The following is a 26,627-nucleotide window of genomic DNA, read 5'->3' as shown; positions in this document are numbered from 1 at the left end:
ACTGGTGGACGACCCCGGGCGCGCTCGCGCCTTCAGAGCGCGAGCAGTTCCTTGGTCGTGATGGTGAGTAGCTCGGGTCCGCCGTCCGCCTCGGGGCGCACGACGAGCGTGTCATCGATCCGGACACCACCCCGGCCAGGGAGGTGAACCCCCGGTTCGACGGTGACCGGCACGCAGACGTCCAGTTTACCCATGGCCGCGGGCGCCAATTGAGGGTCCTCGTCGATTTCGAGCCCCACACCGTGTCCGGTGATGGGAGCGAGGCCTTCCGCATAGCCCGCGGAGTCCAGTACGTGGCGTGCCGCGCGGTCCACGTCGCGGCAGGCCGCGCCGGGTGCGAGGGCCTCTCGGCCGGCCCGCTGCGCGGCGAAGACGACGTCGTACAACTCGATCTGCCAGTCGGCGGGTGACGTGCCGATGACGAACGTACGACCGATCTCGCAGAGGTAGCCGCGGTAGCTCGCACCCAGACACACGGACAGGAAGTCCCCCTCCTCCACACGCCGGTCCGTCGGCCGGTGGCCGCCCCTGCCGGAATTGGGTCCCGTCCCTACGGAGGTCGCGAAGGCGGGGCCGTCGGCGCCGTGGTCGACGAGCCGCCGCTCCAGCTCCAGCGCGAGATGCCGCTCCGTGCGTCCCACGAGGATGGACTCGAGCAGCTCCCCCAACGCCTGGTCGGCGATCTCGGCGGCGACCCTCAGGCAGGACAGCTCGGCCTCGTCCTTGACCAGTCGCAGCTGCTCGACGGCCGTCCCGAGGTCCAGGAGCCGCAGCCGGGGCGCGACGGAACCGACCGCCCTGTGCCGGGCCACGGTCAGATGATGTTCCTCGACGGCCAGCGCGTCGATGCCCTGAGCGGTGGCGAGACCGGCCCCGGCGACAGCCGGATCAGCACTCGGCTCCGGCAACAACTGCACCCGAAGCCCCCCGTCGGCCCGCTCCTCCCCCGGCTCCCCACCGGGCGGACGCCCGCACACCAACACGTCCTCGTCCTCACCCTTGCCGACGAGCAGCACGGCGCCGTCGGGCGCCGCACCCGCGAGATAACGCACATTGGCGGGCCGGGACACGAGCGCCGCCCCACCACCCCCGGCAGCACACCGTTCCCGAACCCGCTCCCTGCGGACCGCGTACACCTCTGACATGGGGCGAGCCTAAGATCCCACCCACCCCACGGCCCGCCGGACGCGTCCGACCGGGCGTCACCCTCGTGCCGAACCCTCAGCTGTCACAGCCGACACCGTCGCCGTCACGGTCGAGGTGCCTGCCGTAGCCGGGTTCCCCGCGGTGCACGGGGGCGGCACCGGCAGCGCGGGCCTCGGCGCAGTTCCCGTAGGAGACGGCGCCCCCACCGGAACCACCACCGCCCGGCGCCGTGACGGTCGACCGGACGGTCTTGGTCACCTTGACGGTCCTGGTCGCTTCGACCGTCTTGGTCGACCGAACGGTGACCGTCGCCCGCGGCCGAGGCTCCGCGCTCCCTGAAGCGGTGGGTGAAGCGGTGGCCGTGGCGGTCGCGGTCACGGTGGCTTTCGCCTCGGCGGAGCCCGCTTCGGCGCCGTCGCCGCCGGCGCCCGCTGCGAGACCCAGGCCGAGGGCGAGGACGATCGCGGGAATGACGTACCGCTTCCTGGCCCACTTCGGGGCAGGGCGGACGTCTGGTGGGGTGCCGTAAGGATTGCTCATGTCATGCCCCTCGAGCGTATTTCAGGGGCATGACCGTAGTACCGCGCTCAGGCGGCGTGAAGGAGTTGGGGAGGCATGGTGTTCCAACCGTGACCGGTGGGCACCGCCCCCGCTACCACTGCGGTGGGCTTGCGATGGCTCGGGTCAGGGCCTCGTCCAGGAGGCGGGCCGTGGTGGGGACGTCCAGCTGGGAGTTGTCGATGATGGGGAGGCCCGAGCCGTACCACCCCGCCATGCGGCCGTGGATGCGGGCGACCTCCTCGTCCGTGAGGCGGCGGTTTCCGCTGCGTTCCGCGTTGCGTTCGAGGACGACTTCCAGGCCGGGGAGGAGGACCACGGGGAGCAGGCCCGGGCCCACGTGCCGTTTCCAGCCGCCGAGGCCGACGACCGGGCGGTCCGGGAAGACCGCGTCGTCGAGGACGCACGAGATGCCGTTGGCCAGGAAGTTGCGCGCGGCGAAGCCGCAGGTGCGGCGGGCCAGGCGGTACTGCGCCTCGGAGTGGTCGTTCCAGCCCGACTGGGGGTCGGCGAACCCCGAGCGCACCCATTCGCGTACGTCGTCGAGGCTGATGTGGGCGGTGGGCACACGGCGGTGCTCGGCCCAGTACTTGGCGACGCTCGTCTTGCCCGCGCCCGCGGGGCCGATGAGCAGCACCGCGAGCGTCGTGGCGCCAGTGTCCGTGGGAGCCGCTCCCTGCGGAGGGCTCGGCATGGCGACGGGGCCGCCCGGCGGGAGTTGGACGTGGCTCGTCGTGCCGGCGGCGGGCGGCGGGGAGTCGGGCGTGGGAGGCACCGGTCCCGGTCCGTGCGGGGGCGGGGCCGCCGGGGCGTGCGGCATCGGGGGCTGACCCTGCGCGTGCGCCGTGTGCGGGGCGTGACCGCCCGCGAAACCCGGCGCGGGAGGCGCGGGGGGCGCCGCTCCGGGAGGCGGAGCGGTCGGGTGGTGTGCGGCCTGCGACCAGCCGGTGGCCGGTCCGTGCCCCGGCTGATGGGGCGGCGGCAGCGGAGATCCCACTGCGTGCTGCATCCGGTGCCACTCCGTCTCGTGCGACTGTCGCTGGTGGGCAGCGACCTGGCCGCCCGTTACCGAACGGTACCGTCCCCGGCCGCTGTTGTGTGAACGGCCGGGGAGGCCGAGACGTGCCCGTGGCCGAATCAGAAGGCCACGGTGAAGGAGCAAAAGAGGCGCTACCGGCCCACTTCTCCGTACGCGGCGAGCAGCACCGCCGGGTCGGGACCCTCCAGGACCGTCGGCTTGCCGAGGCCGTCGAGGACGATGAAGCGCAGCAGGTCACCGCGGGACTTCTTGTCGACCTTCATGGTCTCGAGGAGCTTGGGCCACTGGTCGTAACGGTAGGTCAGCGGCAGACCGACCGATTCGAGCACCGTACGGTGACGGTCGGCCGTCGCGTCGTCCAACCGGCCCGCCAGACGGCCGAGTTCGGCCGCGAAGTGCATGCCCACGGAGACGGCGGCGCCGTGCCGCCACTTGTAGCGCTCGTTCTTCTCGATGGCGTGCGCGAGGGTGTGCCCGTAGTTGAGGATCTCGCGCAGGCCCGCCTCCTTCAGGTCGCCCGAGACGACCTCGGCCTTGACCCTGATGGACCGCTCGATGAGCTCGGCGGTGTGCGGCCCCGCAGGCGTGCGCGCCGCCTCCGGGTCCGCCTCGATGAGCTCAAGGATCGCCGGGTCGGCGATGAAACCGGCCTTGATGATCTCCGCGAGCCCGGAGACATAGTCGTTCACCGGCAGGGATTCGAGCGCCGCCAGGTCGCACAGGACACCGGCCGGCGGGTGGAAGGCACCCACCAGGTTCTTGCCCTCGGCCGTGTTGATGCCGGTCTTGCCGCCGACCGCCGCGTCCACCATGCCGAGCACCGTGGTCGGCACGGCGATCCACCGCACCCCGCGCAGCCAGGTCGCGGCCACGAACCCGGCGAGATCGGTGGAGGCACCGCCGCCGACACCGACGATGACGTCGCTGCGCGTGAAACCGGACTGGCCCAGGGCCTTCCAGCAGTACGCGGCGACCTCCGCCGTCTTGGCCTCCTCGGCGTTCGGCACCTGGATGGCGACCGCTTCGTAGCCCTGATCGGCGAGGTCCTGGCGGAGCGCGTCGCCGGTCTCGGCGAGCGCCTCGGGGTGGATCACAGCGACCCGCTTGGCCTGGTCGCCGATGAGGCCGGGCAGCTCGCCGAGGAGCTGCCGACCCACCAGGACCTCGTACGGATCCGTGCCGGCGGTGCCGCCGACGTGGATACGGGTGGGGGTCTGCTCCGTCGTCATGCTTCCTTCAACTCCAGTGCGTCGAGGACCGCCTGGGCGACCTCATCGGGGGTGCGGTCGTCGGTGGGGACGACCACGCGGGCGACTTCGGCGTACAGCGGCCTGCGCGACTCCATCAGCTCGCGCCACTGCTTGCGCGGGTTGACCGCCAGCAGCGGGCGCGCCTGGTTCAGCCCGGTGCGCCGGACCGCTTCCTCGACGTCCATCAAGAGGCAGGCGACGGGATGCTCGGCGAGGAGCGCGCGCGTCGACGCGTCGAGAACGGCGCCGCCGCCGAGGGCGAGGATGCCGTCGTGTTCGACGAGGGCCGCGGCGACCGCGGCCTTCTCCAGGGCACGGAAGTGCTCCTCGCCCTCGTCGACGAAGATGTCGGAGATCTCCCGGCCCTGCGCGGCCACGATGTCGGCGTCGGTGTCCCGGAACGAGACGCCGAGCCGTGCGGCGAGCAGCTCGCCCACGGTCGTCTTGCCGACGCCCATCGGCCCGACCAGGACCACCTTGGGACCGGTCACCGGATCTTCAGGTTGTCGAGGTAGGACCGCACGTTGCGGCGCGTCTCGGGGACGCTGTCGCCGCCGAACTTCTCGGCCACGGCGTCGGCGAGGACCAGCGCGACCATCGCCTCCGCGACGATGCCGGCCGCGGGCACGGCACACACGTCCGAGCGCTGGTGGTGCGCCTTGGCCGCCTCACCCGTCGCCACGTCGATCGTCGCCAGCGCGCGCGGCACGGTCGCGATCGGCTTCATGGCCGCCCGCACCCGCAGCAGCTCGCCCGTGGTCAGCCCGCCCTCCGTACCACCGGAGCGGCCGGAGGTGCGCTTGATGCCGCCCTCGGTGGTGACGATCTCGTCGTGCGCCTGGGAACCCGGGACGCGGGCGAGGTCGAAGCCGTCGCCGACCTCGACGCCCTTGATCGCCTGGATGCCCATGAGCGCGGCCGCGAGGCGCGCGTCCAGGCGCCGGTCCCAGTGCACGTGCGAGCCGAGCCCGACCGGCACCCCGTACGCGAGGACCTCGACGACACCGCCCAGGGTGTCGCCGTCCTTGTGGGCCTGGTCGATCTCGGCGACCATCGCCTTCGACGCGTCCGCGTCCAGGCAGCGCACCGGGTCGGCGTCCAGCTTCTCGACGTCGGCGGGGGTCGGGTAGACCCCGTAGGGGGCCTTGGCCGCCGCCAGCTCCGTCACGTGCGAGACGATCTCGATGCCGGCCGTCTCCTTCAGGAACGACCGCGCCACCGCGCCGAGCGCCACGCGGGCCGCGGTCTCCCGCGCCGAGGCCCGCTCCAGGATCGGACGCGCCTCGTCGAAGCCGTACTTCTGCATGCCCGCCAGGTCGGCGTGGCCGGGCCGCGGCCGGGTCAGCGGGGCGTTGCGGGCGAGGTCGGCCAGCACCTCCGGATCCACCGGATCGGCCGCCATCACCTGCTCCCACTTGGGCCACTCCGTGTTGCCCACCATCACGGCGATCGGCGAGCCCATGCTCAGCCCGTGCCGGACCCCGCCCAGGAACGTGACCTCGTCACGCTCGAACTTCATCCGCGCACCCCGGCCATAACCGAGCCGCCGCCGCGCCAGATGATCCGCCACCATCTCCGTCGTGACCGGAACGCCGGCGGGAAGACCCTCCAACGTCGCGACAAGCGCGGGTCCGTGCGACTCCCCCGCGGTCAGCCAACGCAACCTGCTCAACGGTGCTCCTCATGCTCGCGCCTCGAACTGCTGTCTTCGACGGCGCGGCCGGGTGCGCGGCCCTGGCCCGCCACCCCCGATCCTCCCACGACCTGAGGGGCGACCCGGCGACCGGTCCATCTGACGGACGTCCCTCGGTCGCGCCTCCACCACGGCGCGACCAGGGATTTACCGTGCGGCCAGCGCGTGCTCCCCCGCCTTGCGCATGGCGGCGAGGGGCGCGGGGGCGTGTCCGGTCATCTGCTCGACCTGCAGCACGGCCTGGTGCACGAGGAGGTCGAGACCGCTGACGACGGCCCCTCCGTACGCCGACCAGCGGGCGGCGAGCTCGGTGGGCCACGGGTTGTACAGCACGTCGAAGAGGGTGGCGGGCCGCTCGGGCACGGTGGCCGACAGCGCGTCCGTGGTGCCCGCGGGCGTCGTGGCGATCACGAGGGGCGCGTGCAGCGCCTCCGACGCGTCCTCCCAGGACTCCGTCCTGACCCGCACGTCGAGGCGGTCGCCCCACTCGCGCATCTCGGCGGCACGGGCGTCGCTGCGCACGTACGCGACGACCTCACCCGTGCAGATCCGCGCCAGCGCGGCCAGCGCGGACGACGCGGTGGCACCCGCGCCCAGGATCGCGGCCGACTCGACCTGCTCGACGCCCCGCTCGCGGAGCGCGGCGACCATGCCGGGGATGTCGGTGTTGTCGCCGACCCGTCGGCCGTCCTCGCCGAACACCACCGTGTTCACGGCCTCGACGGACGCCGCGGTCTCGCTCACCTGGTCGAGCAGCGGAATGATCGCCCGCTTCAACGGCATGGTCAGCGAGAGCCCGGCCCATTCGGGCCCCGCTTTCCCGATGAACTCGGGCAGCGCCGCCTCGTCGATCTCGAAACGGTCGTACGTCCAGTCGGTCAGACCCAGTTCCTCGTACGCGGCGCGGTGCAGCACCGGGGAGAGGGAATGGGCGATCGGGGAGCCGAGAACCGCGGCCCGTCGCTTTTCCGCGCTCACTGCCCCTCCAGGTATTTCTTGCGGTTCTGGTTCTGCTCCTCGTTCGTCTCCGCGAAGAGGGTCTTGTCCTCGCTGACGGAGACGAAGTAGTACCAGTTGCCCTTGGCGGGATGCAGCGCCGAATTCAGCGCGACCTCGCCCGGGTTTCCGATCGGTCCGGGCGGCAGACCCTTGATCTTGTACGTGTTGTACGGGTCGTTGAGCCTGCGGAGCTCGTCGACCGAACCCGTCGCCAACTCGGACTTGCCGCGCAGGTAGTTGACCGTCGAGTCGAAGTCCAACAGACCGTACGTTTCGGTGTTGTTGGGCTTGAGACGGTTGTAGACGACCGTGGCGACCTTCTCGAAGTCGTGCTTGTACTTTCCTTCGGCCTGGACCAGGCTCGCCACGGTGAGAACCTGGAGCGGGTCCTTCAGGTTCAGCTCGCCGGCCTTGTCCTTCAGGCCGAGCTCCTCGTACTTCTCCGTCGCGTGGGACACCATGTTCTTGAGGACGTCCGCGGGCTTCTGCCCCTTTGCGACCGGATAGCTGGAGGGATAGAGGAATCCTTCCAGAGGGTCCTTGATGTCCTTGTTGGTATTCGCCCAGTCGGGAAGTCCGAGACTGCGCCAATCCTTCTTGGCGACATTCTCCGTGGTGCCCTTGGCAACATGGAGGCGCTTGTCGATCTGCTCGTAGACCCAGACGTTCCGCTTGCCCTCGGGAATGATGAGATTGCTGCGGCTCTTCGGGCTGAGCATCAGCGCGACGGCGCTCTTCGCGGACATCTCTTTCTTGAGCGTGTAGACGCCTGACTGGATGGACTGTCCGTCCGGGTGCTTCTTCTGGGCGGAGACGAACGCGTCGACGCTCTTGACGACGCCCGCCGCCTTGAGCTTCTGGCCGATCGCGTAGCCGCCGGAGTCCTTGGGGATCTCGACGATGGCCGTCCCCGAGCCCTCGCCCGCGAAGTCGGGCGCCGTGCCGAAACGGTCCTGGTAGAACTGGTAGCCGAAGTAGGTGACGCCGCCGAGGCCGCCCGCGAAGACGAGGGTGACGACCAGACAGGCGCATCCGCTGCGGCGCTTCTTGGGCTTCTTTCCGCCACGCCCGCGCCGGTCGCCCCGACGGCCGGAGTCGTCGTCATCGTCGGAGTCGTCGTCCCCGCCATCGGCGAAGAACGCGTGCTCGCCCTGGTCCGGCCCCGGGTCCCAGTCGGTCCTGGACTCGGGATCGGCCTCGGCGGACGCGGGCCGACGTTGGCCGGGCGGCTCCGGCGGGGAGTAGGCGTCGGGCGTCGAGTAGTAGTCGTGGCTCTCCGAGCCGTACCCGGGCTGCTGGCCGCCGTACGGGTCCATCGGGTCGCCGCCATAGGGGACCTGCCCCTGCCCGCCGGTGTCCCAGCCGCCGTTCGAGTGGCCCTGACCGGAACCGCCGCCGTACCCCTGATCGGGGTTTCCGTTGTAGCCGTACGCGGCCCCGGCGTCGTACTGCTGCTGACCTTCGTACTGCTGCCGGTCATAGGCCTGCTGCTGACCGGTGCTCCACTCCCCGCCGTACTGCTGCTGGGACTGGTGAGGCTGCTGATGCTGGTGCGGCTGCTGCGGGTGGTACTGCCCCTGGCCGCCGTAGGTGGACGTGCCGCCCGCGGGCTGCTGTCCTCCCCATCCGCTGTCCCCGTACAACGGGTCCTCCGGATGCCACGGTTCGGAGCCTGGGCCCCGGCCATACTCAGTCATCGATCCCCTACATGCCGCGAGGCGGGGCCGCCGTCGGGATGGCCGGGCAACCGTTCCGCCTCTTGATGCTGTGCGGCAGCTGTTCGAACACCGCCGCATCGCGCGGAACGTTACCGTATCGCGATCAGATGACCACTTCGACGCCCTCGCCGGGAGCTTTACCTGACGCCCGTTCGGACTCCAGGGCCTGCTGAAGGATGATCACGGCCGCCGCCTGATCGATGACAGACCTGCCCTTTTTGGACTTCACACCGGAGGCGCGCAGACCCTGACTGGCCGTCACTGTGGTCATCCTCTCGTCCACGAGCCTCACCGAAATGGGGGCGACCATGCGGGCGAGCTCCTGGGTGAAGGCGCGGATCTTGGCGGCCGCCGGGCCCTCGCCCCCGTTGAGGGAGCGAGGGAGGCCGACGACGATCTCGATCGGTTCGTACTCGTCGGCCAGCTGCTTCAGCCGGCGCCGCGCCGCCGGGACGTCACGTCCCGGCACCGTCTCGACCGGCGTGGCGAGGATCCCGTCGGGGTCGCACGAGGCGACCCCGATCCGGGCGTCACCGACGTCGATGGCGAGCCGCCGGCCTCGGCGCATGCCCTGTGCAGGCTCGGTCATCAGGCCGTCTCGGCGACGAGGCGCTCGACGGCGGCGATGGCCTCGGGCACCGCGGCCGCGTTCTGGCCGCCACCCTGGGCGACGTCCGGCTTGCCGCCGCCACCGCCACCGAGGGTCTTGGCAGCCGTGCGGACCAGGTCACCGGCCTTGAGGCCGCGCTCACGGGCCGCCTCGTTGGTGGCGATGACCGTCAGCGGGCGGCCGTTGGCCGTGGTGAAGAGGGCCACGACGGCCGGGCGGTCGCCCTGGATGCGGCCGCGCACGTCGAGGACCAGCTTGCGCAGGTCGTCGGCGCCCGTGCCGTCCGGCACCTGGCCGGTGACGAGGGCGACACCGCGTACGTCCTTGGCGGACTCGACGAGACCGGCGGCGGCCTGGAGGACCTTCTCCGCGCGGAACTTCTCGATCTCCTTCTCGGCGTCCTTCAGCTTGGCGAGCATGCCGGAGATCTTCTCGGGAAGCTCCTCGGGACGGCCCTTGACCAGCTCCTGGAGCTGGGCGACGACCGTGTGCTCCTTGGCGAGGAAGTTGTACGCGTCCACGCCGACCAGCGCCTCGATGCGACGCACGCCGGAGCCGATGGAGGACTCGCCGAGCAGCTTCACCAGGCCCAGCTGGGCGGTGTTGTGCACGTGCGTGCCGCCGCAGAGCTCCTTGGAGAAGTCGCCGATGGTGACGACGCGCACGCGCTCGCCGTACTTCTCGCCGAACTCGGCGATGGCGCCCTGCTTCTTGGCGTCGTCGATCGACATGACCTCGGCCTGCACGTCCAGTTCCCTGGAGAGCACCGAGTTGATCTTCTGCTCGACGTCCGTCATCACGGCCGTGGGCACGGCGGACGGCGAACCGAAGTCGAAGCGGAAGCGGCCGGGCTGGTTCTCGGAACCGGCCTGGGCGGCCGTCGGGCCGAGCGCGTCGCGCAGCGCCTGGTGCGTCAGGTGCGTGGCGGAGTGGGCGCGGGCGATGGCACGGCGGCGGTGCGAGTCGATCGAGGCCCAGACCGGGGCGCCGACGGTGATCTCGCCGACCTGGACGACACCCTTGTGGACGTGGACGCCGGGCACCGGCTTCTGCACGTCGCGGATCTCGACGACGGCGCCGCTGTCCATGCGGATGCGGCCGGTGTCACCGATCTGACCGCCGCCCTCGGCGTAGAACGGGGTGCGGTCGAGGACGATCTCGACCTCGTCGCCCTCGGTGGCCGCGGGCGAGGAGACGCCGTTGACCAGCAGGCCGACGATCTGGGCCTCGTTCTCCGTGAGGGAGTAGCCCGTGAAGTCGGTGGCGCCGGCGGCGTCGGCGATCTCACGGTAGGCGTGCAGGTCGGCGTGGCCGGTCTTCTTGGCCTTGGCGTCGGCCTTGGCGCGGTCCCGCTGCTCCTTCATCAGGCGGCGGAAGCCGTCCTCGTCCACGGAGAGGCCCTGCTCGGCGGCCATCTCCAGGGTGAGGTCGATGGGGAAGCCCCACGTGTCGTGCAGCAGGAACGCCTTGTCGCCGGAGAGGACCTTGCCGCCGGCGGCCTTGGTCTCGGTGACGGCGGTGTCGAGGATGTTCGTGCCGCCCTTGAGGGCCTTGAGGAAGGCGGCCTCTTCGGCGAGGGCGACGGTCTCGATGCGCTTGCGGTCGGTGACGAGCTCCGGGTACTGCTGGCCCATCGTGTCGATGACGACGTCGACGAGGGCCTTGACGACCGGGCCCGTGGCACCGAGCAGGCGCATGTTGCGGATGGCGCGGCGCATGATGCGGCGCAGCACGTACCCACGGCCCTCGTTGCCGGGGGTGACGCCGTCGCCGATGAGCATCGTCGACGTACGGATGTGGTCGGCGACGACGCGCAGGGAGACGTCCGAGCCGTGCTCCGCGCCGTACCGCACGCCGGTCAGCTCGGTCGCCTTGTCCATGACGACACGGAGGGTGTCCGTCTCGTACATGTTCTGCACGCCCTGCAGGATCATCGCGAGGCGCTCCAGGCCGAGGCCCGTGTCGATGTTCTTCGACGGCAGCTCACCGAGGATCGGGAAGTCCTCCTTGCCGTCGCCCGCGCCGCGCTCGAACTGCATGAAGACCAGGTTCCAGATCTCCACGTAGCGCTCGTCGTTGACGGCGGGGCCGCCCTCTTCGCCGAACTCGGGGCCGCGGTCGTAGTTGATCTCGGAGCACGGGCCGCAGGGTCCGGGCACGCCCATGGACCAGAAGTTGTCCTTCTTGCCCAGGCGCTGGATGCGCTCGGCGGGGACGCCGACCTTCTCGCGCCAGATCTGCTCGGCCTCGTCGTCGTCGAGGTAGACGGTGATCCACAGGCGCTCGGGGTCGAGGCCGAAGCCGCCCTTGTCGACCGGGCTGGTCAGCAGCTCCCAGGAGAGCGTGATGGCGCCTTCCTTGAAGTAGTCGCCGAAGGAGAAGTTGCCGCACATCTGGAAGAACGTGCCGTGGCGCGTGGTCTTGCCGACCTCTTCGATGTCGGGCGTGCGCACGCACTTCTGCACGCTGGTGACGCGCGGTGCGGGCGGCTTGACCTCACCCAGGAAGTAGGGCTTGAACGGCACCATGCCGGCGGGGACGAGCAGCAGAGTCGGGTCGTCCGCGATGAGCGACGCCGAAGGGACGACGGTGTGCCCGCGCTCCTCGAAGAAGCTCAGCCAGCGGCGGCGGATTTCAGCCGACTCCATCAGTGGTCCTCATTCCGGTTGTACTGCGTCTTCATGTCGTTCTTGTAGCTGCTGTGGCTCTCGATGACCGCGAAGCGGCGCGGCGGGGCCAGCTCGGCGTCGGGGTCGTTCTGCAGGCCCAGCGCCTCGCCCAGTTCGGCTTCGCGCTCGTGCATTCCGTCACGGATGTCGAGGGCGAAGTCCTTCAGGCGGTGACCCGTCTCGATCGCCTTGTTCGCGGCCTGCGCGGCGAGGCTCTCGGGGGTCAGCTGCTTGAGCTTGCGGTTGACCTTGGTGGTGGCCCATACGCCGGCGGCTGCGCCCGCGGTGAACCAGAACGTACGGCGGAACATCGCTGCGTCAGTCCCTCTTGGTCCGGTTGGCCCGCTTGGTCCGCCGCGCGGACGGGACGGTGCGACCCACGATCACCGTACGACGGGACGGCTTGGCGGGCATGTCCTTTGTTTCGGGGGCGGTCTTGCGGCCGATGGCCCTGCGCACCCCGTACCCGAACGCGGCGACCTTGACCAGTGGGCCGCCGAACGTCGAGGCGACCGTCGTGGACAGCGCCGACGCGTTCGACGTGACCTCCTGGACGTCGGAGGCGATGGCGTCGACCCGGTCGATCTGCGTCTGCGCGGTGCGCACCGCGGTGGAGGCGTCGGCCAGGAGGGGGACCGCCTGCTCGGTCACGTCCGCGACGAGTTTGGTGGTCGCCCTGAGCGTCTGGGCCAGCCTCGCCAGTGCCACCGCGAGGAAGGAGACCAGGATCGCCCAGAAGACAGCCACCAGAATCCCGGCAACCTCTCCACCGGACACTTGGCACCGCTCCCTGGATCTCGTCCCTGAACTTCGTTCTGAACATCGAAAAGTCGTCCCCCGACCCTATCGCGCCGGGGGCGCCGCTCCGTACCGCATTCCCCCGCGCGCTTCCAGGAGTTGCCCGAAGTGATTGTACGGACCGCATACGGATGAGTACGCTCCGTACCCTATGCGACCTTCTCAGTCCGGCAACCTTCCCCTGGAACTGAACGCCTTCGTCGGCCGGGACACCGAACTCGCCGAGCTCGCCACGGCTTTGGAGGCGGGGCGACTGGTCACGGTGACGGGGGTCGGCGGGGTCGGTAAGTCGCGGCTCGCCGTGCGCGCCGCGGCACGCAGCAGACTGCGCGACGGCGCCTGGCTCGTGGATCTGACGGCGCTGCGGGACGCCGACCTGCTGGAGCACGCGCTCGCCGACGCCCTGGGCCTGACGGACCATACGAAGCGGCCGCCGCGCCAGGTGCTGCTCGGGCACCTCGCGGAGCGGGAACTGCTCCTGGTCGTCGACGGCTTCGAGCTCCTCGTCGACGCCTGCGCCTCCCTTGTCCGCGATCTGCTGCGGCACTCCCCCGGCCTCCGGGTGCTCGCGGCGGGACGCAGGCCGCTGGAGATCGAGGGTGAGCGGCTCTTCCCGCTCGCGCCGATGCCTGGCCCGGACGCGGCGGCGCTCTTCACCGACCGGGCGGTGGCGGGCCTGCCGGGCTTCGCCGTCGACGACGGCAACCGCACGGACGTCATGGAGCTGTGCCGCCGTCTCGACGGGATCCCGCTCGCGGTGGAGCTGGCCGCGGGACGGCTGCGGGCGCTCTCGCCCGCGCAGCTGCTCGCCCGGCTCGACGACCGGTTCCGGCTGCTCACGGGCGTCCGCCGCGACGCGCTGCCGCGGCACCAGACGCTGCGCACGGCCATCGGCTGGAGCCACGAGCTGTGCGCGCCGCGGGAGCGGCTGCTGTGGTCGCGCCTGTCGGTGTTCGCCGGGCAGTTCGACCTGGAGGCCGCCGAGTACATCTGCGCCGGGGACGGACTGCCCGCCGACGACGTGCTCGACGTACTGAACGAGTTGCTCGCCCAGTCCGTCGTGAACCGTGAGGACGGCCCGTCGGGCGTGCGCTACCGCATGCTCGACACGGTCAGGGCCTATGGCGCCGACTGGCTGGAGGCGGCGGGCGAGAGCGGCCGGATGCGGCGCAGGCACCGCGACTGGTACATGGGGCTCGCCACCTGGTGCGAGCTGGACTGGTTCTCGCCGCGCCAGCCGGAGGTCGCCGCCCTCGTCGACCTCGAACTGCCCAATCTGCGCGCCGCGTTGGAGTTCTGTCTGACCGAGGGCGACCAGGCCCATCTGGGGCAGTACCTCGCCGGCACGCTCTGGTTCTACTGGGCGGGCTGCGGCCGTCTCGCGGAGGGCAGGCACTGGCTCGACCGGGCCCTCGAACTCGACGGCGGGCACGACGACTCCCGGCTCAAGGCGCTGTGGGTGCTCGGCTACGTGGCGGTGCTGCAGGGCGACACGGTCGCCGCGCTGGCCGCGCTGCACGAGTGCCGTGACGGGGCGGAGCGCACGGGCAGCGCGCTCGCGGCGGCGTACGCGGAGCACCGCATCGGCTGTCTGGCCCTGGTCACGGACGACCTGCCGCGCGCGGAGACGCTGCTGCGCTCGGCGCTCGAGCAGTACCGGGAGATCGGCGAGCTCAACAGCAACGTCCTCATGGGGCAGACCGAGCTCGCCATGGCGCTGGCCTTCCGGGGCGAGCTCGCGGTGGCGGTGGAGCTCTGCGAGGAGGTGCGCCGGGTCTGCGACGACCACGGCGAGCGCTGGACCCTCGCGTACGCCCTCTATGTGCTGGGGTTCGCGGCGTGGACCCGCGGCGAGGCGGGGACGGCGCGGGAGCTGCTCGCCGAGTCGCTCCGCCTCGACCACCGCTTCCACGATCTGCTCGGGACGGTCCTCTCCATCGAGTTGCTCGCGCTCTTCACCGCGGCGGAGGGCGATCCGGCGGAGGCGGCGGTGCTCCAGGGCGCCGCGGCGAGCATCTGGCCCTCGGTGGGACTGCCGCTGTTCGGCTCGGTGCACTTCGGCGGGCCGCACCTGATGTGCGAGCGGCAGGCGCGCGAGAAGCTCGGCGACGCGCGGTACGAGGAGTGCGTGCGGGCGGGCGCGAGGCTCGGCCTGGACGCGGCGGTCACGCGCGCGCTCGGCGACGGCCCCGGAAACCAGCGAACCCGCCGCCTGCCCCGCCAGGAAGGGCGGGGAGGCGACGGGCTGCAGCAGGGTGAGCTACGTCCGGGTCAGCGGGCGTAGTACTCGACGACGAGCTGCTCGTCGCAGATCACGGGGATCTCCTTGCGGTTCGGGTCGCGGTCCAGGCGGAAGGCCAGGGCCTTCAGGTTCACCTGGAGGTAGCGCGGGGTCTCACCGTCGGGGGCGAAACCACCCTCGCGCGCGACCTGGAACAGCGGCTTCTCGCGGCTGCGCTCGCGGACCATCACGACGTCGTCGGGACGGACGCGGTACGACGGCTTGTCGACCTTGCCGCCGTTGACCTCGATGTGGCCGTGCACGACCATCTGGCGGGCCTGGTAGATCGTGCGGGCGATGCCCGAACGCAGAACCAGGGCGTCGAGACGACGCTCCAGCTCGATGACCAGGGCCTCACCGGTCTTGAGCTGCGTCTTGGACGCACGCTCGTAGGCACGGACGAGCTGGCGCTCCGAGAGGTCGTACTGCGCGCGCAGACGCTGCTTCTCGAGCAGACGGACCTTGTAGTCGGAGTTCTGCTTGCGCCCACGGCCGTGCTCGCCCGGCGGGTAGGGACGGGCCTCGAAGTACTTGACGGCCTTCGGGGTCAGCGCGATGCCGAGGGCACGCGACTTCTTGACCTTGGGGCGGGACTGGTTCGGCATGAACCAACCTCTCTGTTCTCTGTGAAATCGGCTTCACCAGGGTTAGGGGAGGTCGCAATCCGCAGCCTGGGAAACCTCGCGGACCGCCGTGGGCTCGAAAGCCGTGGGGCCGTGAGGCAGCCGCTCCCTGGTCTGGGCACAATGTGCAGCACGCGAGTGGCCCACCGACCGATTCCCGGGGCTCCGGGTGGTGGTGGGCTGCCCGCGACACCTTCGACGGTGCGCGACGCTCCTGGATCCCCTCGCCTCGCGGCGGCGGGGTTCCGGCTGGATGTCCCGTTCTGGTGGTGCCGGTACGAGACCGGACACGGGACGCAGCACTTCGGGCAAGTGTACCGGGTGCGGCGGGGTGCCTCAGCCGCAGGTGGCGAGGAGCTCCTGGAGGGCCCGTTTCTCGGGGGCGGTGACGGTCAGCGCGTACTTGGCCTTGATGCCGGTCCAGCGCCGCCCGTACTCGCACCAGTATTCCTTGCGGGGCGGCTTCCACTTGTCGGGGGTCCAGCTGCTCTTCGCGTAATTGGTTTCCTTGTCCGCGGCGAGCAGGACGTCCAGGTCGTTGGCGTAGGTCAGGCGCCGGTCCGGGGTCCAGGCCCAGGCACCGGCCCGCCAGGCGGCGCCGAGCGCGACGACGTGGTCGGTCTGGATCTGGGAAGCGCGGCGGTAGTGGTACGGCAGCTCCCTGCCGGTGTACGGGTCGCGCAAGGTCCCAGAGAGCACGGCACAGGGGTTGCGGGCGTCCTCGCGCAGGTCCCTCAGGTCGCGGCGCAGGACGTCGTCGCGGGTGTCGCAGCCGTTGCGCCCGCCGGGGGCGTCGGTCTCGTCCGACCAGCCCTCGCCGAACTCGGAGCGCTGGTACGTCTGCCAGTTCTTGCCCCACGCCACGGTGAGGCGGTCGAGCTGGTCGCGCGCCCGGTCCGCGGTGGGCGGGAAGCCGGGGCTGGCGAGGGGGGCTGCCGTCGCGGGAGGGCGCGACGTACGGCGGGCGTCCGCGCGGTCCAGCTGCGGCGGCGTGCAGGCCGTCGCCACAGCGGCAAGGACGAGGACCGCGCCCGCAGCGGTACCGGCAGCTCTGCCCATGGCGCCGAGCGTAGGCGGCCGAGGTCGGCCCCGCCCGTCGGTGCCGTTCAGGTGCATCCCGTAGGGGCGCGGGGAACTGCGCGCCCAGCCACGACGCACCCGCAGACGCAGACCGAACGCCTAGCTCTCGGGCTGCTCACCCTTGAGGCGGGACCGGACCCGCTCGACCACGTCGGCGTACCGCGCCTCGGCCCCGTACCGAGTGGGCTGGTAGTACCGCTTGCCCTCGATCGTGTCCGGTGCGTACTGCTGGGTGGCGATGCCGCCGGGGACGTCGTGCGGGTAGACGTACCCCTGGGCGTGGCCCAGCTTGGCCGCGCCCTTGTAGTGCCCATCGCGCAGGTGCGGCGGAACAGGGCCTGCGAGGCCGCCGCGGACGTCGGCCTGTGCCTGCTGGATCGCGATCGTCGCGGCGTTCGACTTCGGGGCGAGGGCCAGCGCGATCGTGGCGTGGCTGAGGGTGAGCGCGGCCTCCGGGAAGCCGATCATCGCGACGGCCTGGGCGGCGGCGACCGCGGTGGGCAGGGCCGTCGGGTCGGCGAGGCCGATGTCCTCGCTGGCGGAGATCATCAGGCGCCGGGCGATGAAACGGGGGTCCTCCCCCGCCTCGATCATGCGGGCCAGATAGTGCAGGGCGGCGTCCACGTCCGAGCCGCGGATGGACTTGATGAGGGCGCTCGCCACGTCGTAGTGCTGGTCGCCGTCGCGGTCGTACTTCACGGCGGCCCGGTCGACCGACTCCTCCAGGGTCTGGAGTGTGATCGCCTCCTCGCCCTTGGCGAGCGCCGAGCCCGCACCCGCCTCCAGCGCCGTGAGCGCACGCCGGGCGTCACCGCCGGCGATCCGGAGCAGGTGCTCCTCCGCCTCCTCGGGCAGCTCCACGGCGCCGGCCAGACCCCGCTCGTCGATGAGCGCCCGGCGCAGCAGGCCGCGCAGGTCGTCGTCGGTGAGCGGTTCGAGGGTGAGCAGCAGGGAGCGGGACAGGAGCGGGGAGATGATCGAGAAGTACGGGTTCTCGGTGGTCGCCGCGATCAGCGTGACCCAGCGGTTCTCCACGGCGGGCAGCAGGGAGTCCTGCTGCGCCTTGCTGAAGCGGTGGATCTCGTCGAGGAAGAGGACGGTCTCCTTGCCGTGGCCGCCCATGGCACGGCGGGCGCCGTCGATCACGGCGCGCACTTCCTTGACGCCCGCCGTGATCGCGGAGAGCTCGACGAAGCGCTTGTTCGTGGCCTTGGAGACCACGTACGCAAGGGTGGTCTTGCCGATGCCGGGCGGGCCCCACAGGAACACCGAGGACGGTCCGGCGGGTCCTCCGCCGCCCTCGCCGACGAGGCGGCGCAGCGGCGAGCCGGGCTTCAGCAGATGCTGCTGGCCGACGACCTCGTCGAGGGTGCGGGGGCGCATCCGGACGGCCAGGGGGCTGCTGGACGGGTCCTTCTCCTGGCGGTCTTCGGCTGCGGCGGTGAACAGATCGGGCTCCACGTCAAGAACCCTATGTCACCCCACTGACAATCCCTCCGGGCGCCGGTCAGGCCCAGAGGTCGGCGCCCCAGCGGGTGAGGATCAGCATCGCGATGACGCCGGTGTGCATCACCGGCAGCGCCCAGGTGAAGTCCGCGAGGAAGGTCTTGGCCCAGGCGGGCGCGGGCAGGAAACCGGCGCGGATGTTGGACGAGGTGACGTACCAGAACATCACCAGCGTCATGATCCAGGCGAGCGTGCACCAGAGGCAGAGCGCGTTGATGTGGTAGAGCGACTGGATCATCAGCCAGGTGCAGAAGCCGACGCCGAAGAGCGTGCCCGCGTTGAACGTCAGCCAGTACCAGCGGGGGAAACGGGCTCCCGCGAGGAGGCTCATGCCGACGCAGATCACGATGCCGTAGGCGACCAGGCCCAGCATCGGGTTCGGGAAGCCGAACGCCTCGGCCTGCTCGCTCTTCATGATGCTGCCGCAGGCGACGACCGGGTTGATGCTGCAGCCCGGCTGGAAGTTCGGGTCCTTCAGGAGCTCGAACTTGTCGAGCGTGATGATCCAGGAGGCGAGCAGACCGCCCGCGCCGGTGATCACCAGGAGCAGGGCGAGCGCGCGGCTGCCGCCGACGGACCGGGGAGCGACCGTGCGCTCCTGGTCGTCCAGGGCGCCGTCCTTCGCTGACATCGTTTTGCTCATCACGCCGTTCCGTCGCTTGTGGTGGCCGAGGGCAGGGACATTGTGCCGTACGTACCTGTGTGTCCGTCCCCGGAACGGCATCGCGGGGTCCGTTTCCGGACCCCGCGGGCGACAGCTGTGCGAGAGCCGTGCGAAGGCGCCTCGTTCGCGCGGTTACGCCAGCTTCGCCGTGAGCACCGCGACGACGTCGTCGACCGCGACGGCGCTCTGCTCGCCGGACTCCATGTCCTTGAGCTGGACGACGCCCTCGGCGAGGTCGCGCTCACCGGCGACGACGGTGAAGCGCGCACCGCTGCGGTTGGCGTTCTTCATCGCGCCCTTGAGGCCCTTCCCGCCGTACGAGAAGTCCGCGGCGACGCCCGCCTTGCGCAGCTCGGTCACCTTGGCGAACAGGACGCGGCGCGCCTCGTCGCCGAGCGGCACCGCGAACACGCTGGTGGACGCGGGCAGTTCGAGCTCCACGCCCTCCGCCTCCAGGGCGAGCACCGTGCGGTCCACGCCGAGCGCCCAGCCGACCGACGGCAGCGAGGGGCCGCCGATCATCTCGGAGAGGCCGTCGTAGCGCCCGCCGCCGCCGACGGCGGACTGCGAGCCGAGGCCGTCGTGGACGAACTCGAAGGTGGTGCGGGTGTAGTAGTCCAGGCCGCGGACGAGCTTCTCGTCGTCCTCGAAGGCGACGCCCGCCGCCGTGATCAGCTCGCGGACCTGTTCGTGGTACGCCTTGCACGCGTCGCACAGGTAGTCGCGCAGGGAGGGCGCGCCGACCAGCTGCTCCTGGACGTCGGCCCGCTTGTCGTCGAGGACCCGCAGCGGGTTGATGTCGATACGTCGACGTGTCTCCTCGTCCAGGTCCAGGCCGCGCAGGAACTCCTGGAGCGCGGCGCGGTAGACGGGGCGGCACTCCTTGTCGCCGAGCGAGTTGAGCAGGATGCGGAAGTTCCGCAGGCCGAGGGCGCGGTACGCCTGGTCGGCCAGGATGATCAGCTCGGCGTCGAGCGCCGGGTCCTCGGCGCCGATCGCCTCGGCGCCGACCTGGGAGAAGTGCCTGTAGCGGCCCTTCTGGGGGCGCTCGTACCGGTAGTAGGAGCCCGAGTACCAGAGCTTGACGGGGAGGTTGCCCGCCTTGTGGAGGTTGCCCTCCAGGGCCGCGCGCAGCACGGAGGCGGTGCCTTCGGGGCGCAGCGCGAGCTCGTCGCCGCCCTTGGTGGTGAAGGCGTACATCTCCTTGGTGACGATGTCGGTGGACTCACCGACACCGCGCGCGAACAGCTCGACGTTCTCGAACCCGGGCGTCTCGATGTAGCCGTAGCCGGAGTTGCGCAGCGGCGCGGCGATGGCCTCGCGGACCGCCAGGAACTTCGCGGAGTCCGGCGGAAGCAGGTCGTACGTGCCCTTGGGGGCCTTGAAGGTGCTCACGGAATTTCTCTCGTCACATTCCTCGTCGCGGGGCGGACGTCTCGTCCGCGCCCAGGCCGGCTGCCACCTGCCGCATGTACGGGTTGGTGGCGCGCTCCTGGCCGATGGATGTCTGGGGGCCGTGGCCGGACAGCACCACGGTCGAGTCGTCGAGCGGCAGGCACACGCGTGCCAGCGACTCGAGGATCTCCGGGTGGCTGCCGCCGGGCAGGTCGGTGCGTCCGATGGAGCCGGCGAAGAGCAGATCGCCCGAGAAGAAGACCGAGGGGATCTCCTGCGTCTCGGGCATCTGGAAGGTCACCGACCCCTTCGTATGGCCCGGCGCGTGCGCGACGGAGAAGTCGAGCCCGGCCAGCTTCAGCCCCGCGCCGTCGGACAGCTCCCGCACGTCGTCCGGCTCCCCCACCGTCAGCTCGCCCATGAGCGGCATCCCGATGGAGCGGCCGAGCGCCTTCTCGGGGTCGCTCATCATGTACCGGTCCGAGGGGTGGATCCACGCGGGCACGTCGTGCGCTCCGCACACCGGGACGACCGAGGCGACATGGTCGATGTGGCCGTGGGTGAGGATGACCGCGACGGGCTTGAGCCGATGCTTCTTGAGTGCGTCCTCGACTCCCTGGGCGGCCTGGTGGCCCGGGTCGATGATCACGCACTCCTCGCCTGCGGCGGGGGCGACCAGGTAGCAATTGGTGCCCCAGGCCCCGGCGGGGAACCCGGCAATGAGCACGATCGTCCTTCGTTCGTCGTCCGGCGGCGGGTGACCGCGGCCCCCGGCGGGAGAACGCGGCAGATCAGAGCCTACCGGCGCTGCCGATTCCACAGGTAACCCATATACGGTACGGGGCACTACGCGGCGCATGCCGAGACATGCGCGGGAGAAGGGGAGAAGAGCCGGTGGTCAGCCAGGAACAGCGGCGCAAGCAGCTCGCCCGGGAGAAGATGGTGCGCCAGCAGCAGCGGCGGGAGGCCGCGCGGCGCAGGGCACGGGCGCGCAACGCGGTGATCGCGGGCGCCCTCGCGGTGGTCGTGGCGGGCGGCGCGGTGTCGTACGCGGCGGGCGCCTTCGACGGGGACGACACCAAGGACGAGGCGAGCGCGAGCCCCAGCAGCACCCCGAAGGACCCGTGCGCGAAGGCCGCGCCCGGCAAGGTGAAGCCGCTGAGCTTCAAGAAGGAGCCCGCGCTCACGATCGACAAGTCCGCCGACTACACGATGGACCTGACGACGACGTGCGGCGACATCGCCCTCGACCTGGACGCGGCGAAGGCCCCGCACACGGTCAACTCCTTCGACTTCCTGGCGAAGAAAGGCTACCTCGACCACACCAAGTGCCACCGTCTGACGACGGGCGGCATCTACGTCCTGCAGTGCGGCGACCCCAAGGGCGACGGGACGGGCACCCCCGGTTACCGGATCCCGGACGAGAACCTCAAGGACAAGCGCCTCAAGGGGAAGGTGTATCCGGCGGGCACGGTCGCGATGGCGAACCAGTACAACGCGCAGACCAAGAAGGGCCGGAACAGCGGCGGCAGCCAGTTCTTCCTCGTCTACCAGGACAGTCAGCTGCCACCCGACTACACACCGTTCGGGACCATTTCCGATTCGGGGATGAAGGTCCTGAAGAAGATCGCCGCCGCGGGCGAGAGCACCGGGCAGGGCGACGGCGCTCCGAACGCGAACGTCGTCATCGACAAGGCCACCGTCACGAAGAACTGACCCCTGGCGGGCAAACTTCGGTCGTGCGGGATGCGGACAGCCGCCCCGCCGGTCGCCTATGTTGGCGGAGACGAAACTGTGGACGATGCCGGGGGCCCCGAGGCCCTGCGCAGGCATCATGTGGAGGAGGCGCTGTGAGCAGCGACCCGTGGGGCCGCGTCGACGAGACGGGGACCGTGTACGTGCGTACGGCCGACGGCGGCGAGCGAGTGGTCGGTTCGTGGCAGGCAGGATCTCCGGACGAGGCCCTGGCTTACTTCGAGCGCAAGTACGACGGTCTGGTCGTCGAGATCGGACTTCTCGAGCGCCGGGTGAAAACCACCGACCTGTCGGCCAAGGACGCGACGACCGCCATCGATCACCTGCGTCAGCAGGTCGACGAGGCGCACGCGGTCGGCGATCTGGACGCCCTGGGCAAGCGGCTCGACAAGCTCGTGGAGAGCGTCGACGCGCGCCGCGAGGAGCGCAAGGTCCAGAAGGCCAAGCAGTCCGACGAGGCGCGGCACGCCAAGGAGGCGCTGGTCGTCGAGGCCGAGGAGCTGGCCCAGAGCGAGCAGTGGCGGGCGGCCGGCGAGCGGCTGCGGGCCCTGGTGGACACCTGGAAGGGTCTGCCGCGGCTCGACCGCAAGTCGGACGACGAGCTGTGGCACCGTTTCTCGCACGCCCGCTCGGCGTTCTCCAAGCGCCGCAAGGCGCACTTCGCCTCGCTGGACGCGCAGCGCGAGGAGGCCCGCAAGGCCAAGGAGAAGCTGGTCGGCGAGGCCGAGGCGCTGTCGAACTCGACGGACTGGGGCCCGACGGCCGCGCGGTACCGCGAGCTGATGGCCGACTGGAAGGCCGCGGGCCGCGCCCAGCGCGAACACGAGGACGACCTGTGGAACCGCTTCCGCGGCGCCCAGGACGTGTTCTTCGCGGCGCGCAGCGCGGTCTTCGCGGAGCGCGACGCGGAGCAGGGCGAGAACCTGAAGCTGAAGGAGGAGCTGGCCGCCGAGGCGGAGAAGCTCGTCCCGGTGACGGACCTGAAGTCGGCGCGTGCCGCCTTCCGTGCCATCAACGAGCGGTGGGAGGCCATCGGTCACGTCCCGCGTGACGCCCGCCCCAAGGTCGAGGGCCGGATGCACGCCGTGGAGCGGGCGCTGCAGGAGTCCGAGGAGGCCGAGTGGCGCCGGACCAACCCGGAGGCACGGGCTCGGGCCGAGGGCCTCACCGGTCAGCTGCAGGCCGCCGTGGACAAGCTCCAGGGCCAGATCGAGACCGCTCGCGCCGCGGGCAACAACGCGAAGGCCGACAAGCTGCAGCGTGAGCTCGACGGCCGTCAGGCGCTGCTGGACCAGGCGCTGAAGGGTCTGCACGAGTTCGGCGGCTGAGCGGTTGTCCGGCTTCTACGGAGAGGGGCTCCCGTACGTGACGTACGGGAGCCCCTCTTCGTAGTACTGGATTACGGCCTGCGCGCCGACGTCACCCGGTACACGTCGTACACGCCCTCGACTCCCCTGACGGCCTTGAGCACATGGCCGAGGTGCTTCGGGTCGCCCATCTCGAAGGTGAAGCGGGACGTGGCGACGCGGTCGCGGGAGGTCTGCACGGCCGCCGACAGGATGTTCACGTGCTGGTCCGAGAGGATCCGTGTGACGTCCGACAGGAGGCGCGAGCGGTCCAGGGCCTCGACCTGGATGGCGACGAGGAAGACCGAGGACTGGGTGGGCGCCCACTCGACCTCGAGGATGCGCTCGGGTTCGCGCGAGAGCGAGTCGACGTTCACGCAGTCGCTGCGGTGAACCGATACGCCGCTGCCGCGCGTGACGAAGCCGATGATGGGGTCGCCCGGCACGGGCGTGCAGCAGCGGGCGAGCTTGACCCACACGTCGTCGACGCCCTTGACGACGACGCCGGGGTCGGCGTTGGAGCGGCGCTTGCTGCGGCCGCGGGACGGCGGCGCGCTCTCGGCGATGTCCTCGTTGGCGGCCTCCTCGCCGCCGAGCGCCTGGACGAGCTTCTGCACGACGGACTGCGCGGTGACGTGTCCCTCGCCGATCGCCGCGTACAGCGACGAGATGTCGGGGTAGCGCATCTCGTGGGCGAGGGTGACCAGTGAGTCGCCGGTGAGGATGCGCTGGATCGGCAGGTTCTGCTTGCGCATGGCCCGCGCGATGGCGTCCTTGCCCTGCTCGATGGCCTCGTCGCGGCGCTCCTTGGAGAACCACGCGCGGATCTTGTTGCGCGCCCGCGGCGACTTGACGAAACCGAGCCAGTCGCGGGACGGTCCCGCGCCGGCCGCCTTGGAGGTGAAGACCTCCACCAGGTCGCCGTTGTCCAGGGTCGATTCGAGCGGTACGAGACGGCCGTTGACCCGCGCTCCTATGGTGCGGTGGCCGACCTCGGTGTGCACCGCGTACGAGAAGTCGACGGGGGTGGCGCCCGCCGGGAGCGCTATGACGTCGCCCTTCGGGGTGAAGACGAAGACCTCGTTGCGCGACAGGTCGAAGCGCAGGGACTCCAGGAACTCGCTGGGGTCCTCGGTCTCCTTCTGCCAGTCGAGGAGCTGGCGCAGCCACGCCATGTCGTTGAGGTGGTCGTCCTTGCCGCCGGCCTTCTTCGGCACGTCGGTGCGGACCTTGGAGGCGCCCGCGACGGCCTCCTGCTTGTACTTCCAGTGCGCGGCGATGCCGTACTCGGCGCGGCGGTGCATGTCGAACGTGCGGATCTGGAGCTCGACGGGCTTGCCGTTGGGGCCGATGACCGTCGTGTGCAGCGACTGGTACATGTTGAACTTCGGCATCGCGATGTAGTCCTTGAACCGGCCGGGGACCGGGTTCCATCGCGCGTGCACGGTGCCGAGGGCGGCGTAACAGTCGCGGACCGTGTCGACAAGGACACGAATCCCCACCAGGTCGTAGATCTCCGCGAAGTCACGGCCGCGGACGATCATCTTCTGGTAGACGCTGTAGTAGTGCTTCGGGCGTCCTGTGACGGTCGCCTTGATGCGGGCGGCGCGCAGGTCGGCCTGGACCTCGTCGGTCACTATGGCGAGGTACTCGTCGCGCTTGGGGGCGCGCTCGGCGACGAGGCGCACGATCTCGTCGTACATCTTGGGGTAGAGGATCGCGAAGGCGAGGTCCTCCAGCTCCCACTTGATGGTGTTCATGCCCAGGCGGTGCGCCAGCGGAGCGTAGATCTCCAGCGTCTCGCGGGCCTTCTTCTCCTGCTTCTCGCGCTTGAGGTACCGCATCGTGCGCATGTTGTGCAGGCGGTCGGCGAGCTTGATGACCAGGACGCGGGGGTCCTTGGCCATGGCGACGACCATCTTGCGCACGGTCTCGGCCTGCGCGGCCTCGCCGAACTTGACCTTGTCCAGCTTGGTGACGCCGTCGACGAGCAGGGCGACCTGGTCGCCGAAGTCGCGCTTGAGGGTGTCCAGGCCGTACTCGGTGTCCTCGACGGTGTCGTGCAGGAGCCCGGCCATCAGGGTGGCGGGGTCCATGCCGAGCTCGGCGAGGATGGTCGTCACGGCGAGCGGGTGCGTGATGTACGGATCGCCGCTCTTGCGCTTCTGGCCGCGGTGCCAGCGCTCCGCGACCTGGTAGGCCCGCTCGATCTGGCGGAGCGTCGACGTCTCGATCTTGGGGTCGTTGCTGCGCACTATGCGCAGCAGGGGCTCCAGGACAGGGTTGTACGGGTTCGAGCGCTGGACTCCGAGGCGGGCGAGCCGGGCCCGCACGCGGTTGGACGAACCGGAACGCGAGGGCTGGCCGGTGGCGGGCCGGATCGCCGGAGCCGTCGGATGGTGGTCCGCGGGCGGCTTCGGGCGGGGCTGCTCGGCCGGCTTGTCGCCCCGGGAGACGTCTCCCTGGACGCGCTGCGCGGACGTGGCGCCCTGCGCGCCCGCGGCCTTCTTCGCGGGCGCCACGGATCCGGCCGAGGCCTCCTTGCCCTGCTGGGCGGCCTTGGCGGCGGTGAGTGGCTGGGACTCGTCTGGCAAGAGCGCTCCCTGTGCGCGATCGGGGTCCCCCGGACAGGCCCCGAAGAGTCCATGGTATCGATCCTGCGCCGTCGGCTCGCATTGGGCCGATGAGAGAGCTGCGAACAAGCGGAGCGCGTGAGCTGTCACCCGGCAGACCAACGGCTTCCGCCGAGAACATGCGAGGCCGGGCTCGGAAACGCTCCGAGCCCGGCCTCGCTCACCGGATGTATCGGCCAGTACCAGTCAGCGACAGAGACCGCACCAATACACAGGCGTAGGGCGACTATCGTTAGCGCCACTTAAAGAGGGCAAAACCCTTTACCTTTATCGCTTTATTGGCAGCCACATTCCCCCACGGCACGTTCTTCTTGCGACCGTTCGCCCCGCAGCCTGCGTCATACCACTTCTCTCGGCCGTTCTTATAACCCTTCACCTTTACGCAGACCCTGCCACGCTGAGAAGCCCACTGATAGCCGGTCTTGAAGCCAGGAGCGCCCCAAAGGGAGCATGTGTGATCCTCGATCTTCGTCCACCGTCCCGGGACGCCGACGGCGCTCTTCCAAGAATTAGAGCAGGCCGACGCACGCTCTGCCGAGCTCGACTTGACAACCTTCACCGATGCCGTCGCCTTTGAGTGCGACGGAGCTGCGTTCACTGGAGCGGCTGCCGCCGACATTGCGGCAACAGATGCCACGGCCACCACTCCTGTGGCGATCTTACGTGAAACCGACACTTAGTTCCCCTCCGTTTGTAATTCGCCGTTCATTCCTCTTGCGAGGAGGTCGAGATCAATATTGCAGTGAACACATCGTCACCTCAAGCAACTTGAGCAACATTTGAGCTAGCATCCACGATTGTTGAGCGCTGGATTTTTAAAATGGCAATGCGCCTGGCCGCACGCAGGGGTCAGTAGAAAGTGAA

The 26,627-nt window shown here is 70.3% G+C and carries 22 protein-coding genes; 3 read left to right on the top strand and 19 right to left on the bottom strand.

Translation table 11 applies throughout. The annotated features are described in order from the left end of the window. Window positions 1-32: 32 nt before the first annotated feature. The 12 genes from DEJ48_RS32765 to DEJ48_RS32710 all read right to left on the bottom strand — a co-directional run bounded on the left by DEJ48_RS32765 (window position 33) and on the right by DEJ48_RS32710 (window position 12,459). Entirely contained in the window at window positions 33-1,145 is a 1,113-nt protein-coding gene (locus DEJ48_RS32765) for a M24 family metallopeptidase (protein ID WP_150219770.1), read from the bottom strand. Between the two features lie 76 nt (window positions 1,146-1,221). Then, window positions 1,222-1,686, bottom strand: a complete 465-nt coding sequence (locus DEJ48_RS32760) for an excalibur calcium-binding domain-containing protein (RefSeq protein WP_150219769.1) — start codon at window positions 1,684-1,686, stop codon at window positions 1,222-1,224. A 112-nt stretch (window positions 1,687-1,798) separates the two neighbouring features. Then, window positions 1,799-2,713, bottom strand: coding sequence for a Pro-rich N-terminal domain-containing protein (locus DEJ48_RS32755; protein ID WP_150219768.1), 915 nt, complete (start codon window positions 2,711-2,713; stop codon window positions 1,799-1,801). Between the two features lie 161 nt (window positions 2,714-2,874). After that, on the bottom strand, window positions 2,875-3,972 hold the full coding sequence (gene aroB, locus DEJ48_RS32750) for a 3-dehydroquinate synthase (protein ID WP_150219767.1): 1,098 nt from the start codon (window positions 3,970-3,972) through the stop codon (window positions 2,875-2,877). After that, window positions 3,969-4,484, bottom strand: a complete 516-nt coding sequence (locus tag DEJ48_RS32745) for a shikimate kinase (RefSeq protein ID WP_150219766.1) — start codon at window positions 4,482-4,484, stop codon at window positions 3,969-3,971. Before DEJ48_RS32745 ends, aroB begins: the two co-directional genes overlap by 4 nt. Then, complete coding sequence (gene aroC / locus DEJ48_RS32740; protein WP_150219765.1) at window positions 4,481-5,665, bottom strand: chorismate synthase; 1,185 nt, start codon at window positions 5,663-5,665, stop codon at window positions 4,481-4,483. The genes DEJ48_RS32745 and aroC overlap by 4 nt, the downstream gene beginning before the upstream one ends. Before the next feature lie 168 nt (window positions 5,666-5,833). After that, window positions 5,834-6,664 carry a shikimate dehydrogenase gene (locus DEJ48_RS32735; protein ID WP_150219764.1) on the bottom strand — a complete coding sequence of 277 codons (831 nt, stop codon included), beginning with the start codon at window positions 6,662-6,664 and terminating at the stop codon, window positions 5,834-5,836. Then, complete coding sequence (mltG, locus tag DEJ48_RS32730) at window positions 6,661-8,382, bottom strand: endolytic transglycosylase MltG (protein WP_150219763.1); 1,722 nt, start codon at window positions 8,380-8,382, stop codon at window positions 6,661-6,663. The genes DEJ48_RS32735 and mltG overlap by 4 nt, the downstream gene beginning before the upstream one ends. Window positions 8,383-8,506: 124 nt before the next feature. Beyond that, window positions 8,507-8,992, bottom strand: coding sequence for a Holliday junction resolvase RuvX (ruvX, locus tag DEJ48_RS32725; protein ID WP_150219762.1), 486 nt, complete (start codon window positions 8,990-8,992; stop codon window positions 8,507-8,509). Further along, window positions 8,992-11,661, bottom strand: coding sequence for an alanine--tRNA ligase (gene alaS, locus DEJ48_RS32720; RefSeq protein ID WP_150219761.1), 2,670 nt, complete (start codon window positions 11,659-11,661; stop codon window positions 8,992-8,994). Before alaS ends, ruvX begins: the two co-directional genes overlap by 1 nt. Beyond that, on the bottom strand, window positions 11,661-11,993 hold the full coding sequence (locus tag DEJ48_RS32715) for a DUF6167 family protein (protein ID WP_150219760.1): 333 nt from the start codon (window positions 11,991-11,993) through the stop codon (window positions 11,661-11,663). Before DEJ48_RS32715 ends, alaS begins: the two co-directional genes overlap by 1 nt. Before the next feature lie 7 nt (window positions 11,994-12,000). Continuing rightward, window positions 12,001-12,459, bottom strand: coding sequence for a DUF948 domain-containing protein (locus tag DEJ48_RS32710; protein WP_150165621.1), 459 nt, complete (start codon window positions 12,457-12,459; stop codon window positions 12,001-12,003). Between the two features lie 172 nt (window positions 12,460-12,631). Here DEJ48_RS32710 and DEJ48_RS32705 point away from each other — a divergent pair, with 172 nt between their 5' ends. Continuing rightward, window positions 12,632-14,764 carry an ATP-binding protein gene (locus DEJ48_RS32705; RefSeq protein WP_190537731.1) on the top strand — a complete coding sequence of 711 codons (2,133 nt, stop codon included), beginning with the start codon at window positions 12,632-12,634 and terminating at the stop codon, window positions 14,762-14,764. On the opposite strand, the gene rpsD is transcribed toward DEJ48_RS32705, so the two are convergent. The 6 genes from rpsD to DEJ48_RS32675 all read right to left on the bottom strand — a co-directional run bounded on the left by rpsD (window position 14,752) and on the right by DEJ48_RS32675 (window position 20,756). After that, window positions 14,752-15,366: a 30S ribosomal protein S4 gene (gene rpsD, locus DEJ48_RS32700; RefSeq protein WP_055563995.1), complete on the bottom strand. Its 615-nt coding sequence runs from the start codon at window positions 15,364-15,366 to the stop codon at window positions 14,752-14,754. The two genes, DEJ48_RS32705 and rpsD, sit on opposite strands and share 13 nt — an antisense overlap. Window positions 15,367-15,720: 354 nt before the next feature. Beyond that, window positions 15,721-16,443 carry an HNH endonuclease family protein gene (locus DEJ48_RS32695; protein WP_150219759.1) on the bottom strand — a complete coding sequence of 241 codons (723 nt, stop codon included), beginning with the start codon at window positions 16,441-16,443 and terminating at the stop codon, window positions 15,721-15,723. 120 nt (window positions 16,444-16,563) lie between these two features. Beyond that, window positions 16,564-17,925 carry a replication-associated recombination protein A gene (locus DEJ48_RS32690; RefSeq protein ID WP_150219758.1) on the bottom strand — a complete coding sequence of 454 codons (1,362 nt, stop codon included), beginning with the start codon at window positions 17,923-17,925 and terminating at the stop codon, window positions 16,564-16,566. A gap of 46 nt (window positions 17,926-17,971) precedes the next feature. After that, a complete protein-coding gene (locus DEJ48_RS32685) occupies window positions 17,972-18,613 on the bottom strand; it encodes a vitamin K epoxide reductase family protein (protein WP_150219757.1) in 642 nt (213 codons plus the stop codon). 153 nt (window positions 18,614-18,766) lie between these two features. Next, complete coding sequence (gene hisS, locus DEJ48_RS32680; RefSeq protein ID WP_150219756.1) at window positions 18,767-20,029, bottom strand: histidine--tRNA ligase; 1,263 nt, start codon at window positions 20,027-20,029, stop codon at window positions 18,767-18,769. A 13-nt stretch (window positions 20,030-20,042) separates the two neighbouring features. Next, window positions 20,043-20,756, bottom strand: a complete 714-nt coding sequence (locus tag DEJ48_RS32675; protein ID WP_150219755.1) for an MBL fold metallo-hydrolase — start codon at window positions 20,754-20,756, stop codon at window positions 20,043-20,045. 167 nt (window positions 20,757-20,923) lie between these two features. On the opposite strand from DEJ48_RS32675, the gene DEJ48_RS32670 reads away from it, so the two are divergent. Then, on the top strand, window positions 20,924-21,745 hold the full coding sequence (locus tag DEJ48_RS32670; protein ID WP_150219754.1) for a peptidylprolyl isomerase: 822 nt from the start codon (window positions 20,924-20,926) through the stop codon (window positions 21,743-21,745). Window positions 21,746-21,879: 134 nt separating this feature from the next. Then, window positions 21,880-23,112, top strand: coding sequence for a DUF349 domain-containing protein (locus tag DEJ48_RS32665; protein WP_150219753.1), 1,233 nt, complete (start codon window positions 21,880-21,882; stop codon window positions 23,110-23,112). 71 nt (window positions 23,113-23,183) lie between these two features. Here the strand turns inward: DEJ48_RS32665 and DEJ48_RS32660 are convergent, their stop codons facing one another. Further along, entirely contained in the window at window positions 23,184-25,724 is a 2,541-nt protein-coding gene (locus DEJ48_RS32660) for a RelA/SpoT family protein (RefSeq protein WP_150219752.1), read from the bottom strand. Window positions 25,725-26,627 lie beyond the last annotated feature (903 nt).

This window comes from Streptomyces venezuelae, from assembly GCF_008642315.1.
Lineage (GTDB): Bacteria > Actinomycetota > Actinomycetes > Streptomycetales > Streptomycetaceae > Streptomyces > Streptomyces venezuelae_D.
Note: the sequence above shows the minus strand (reverse complement) of the source record. Positions and strands in the feature narration are given on the sequence as shown.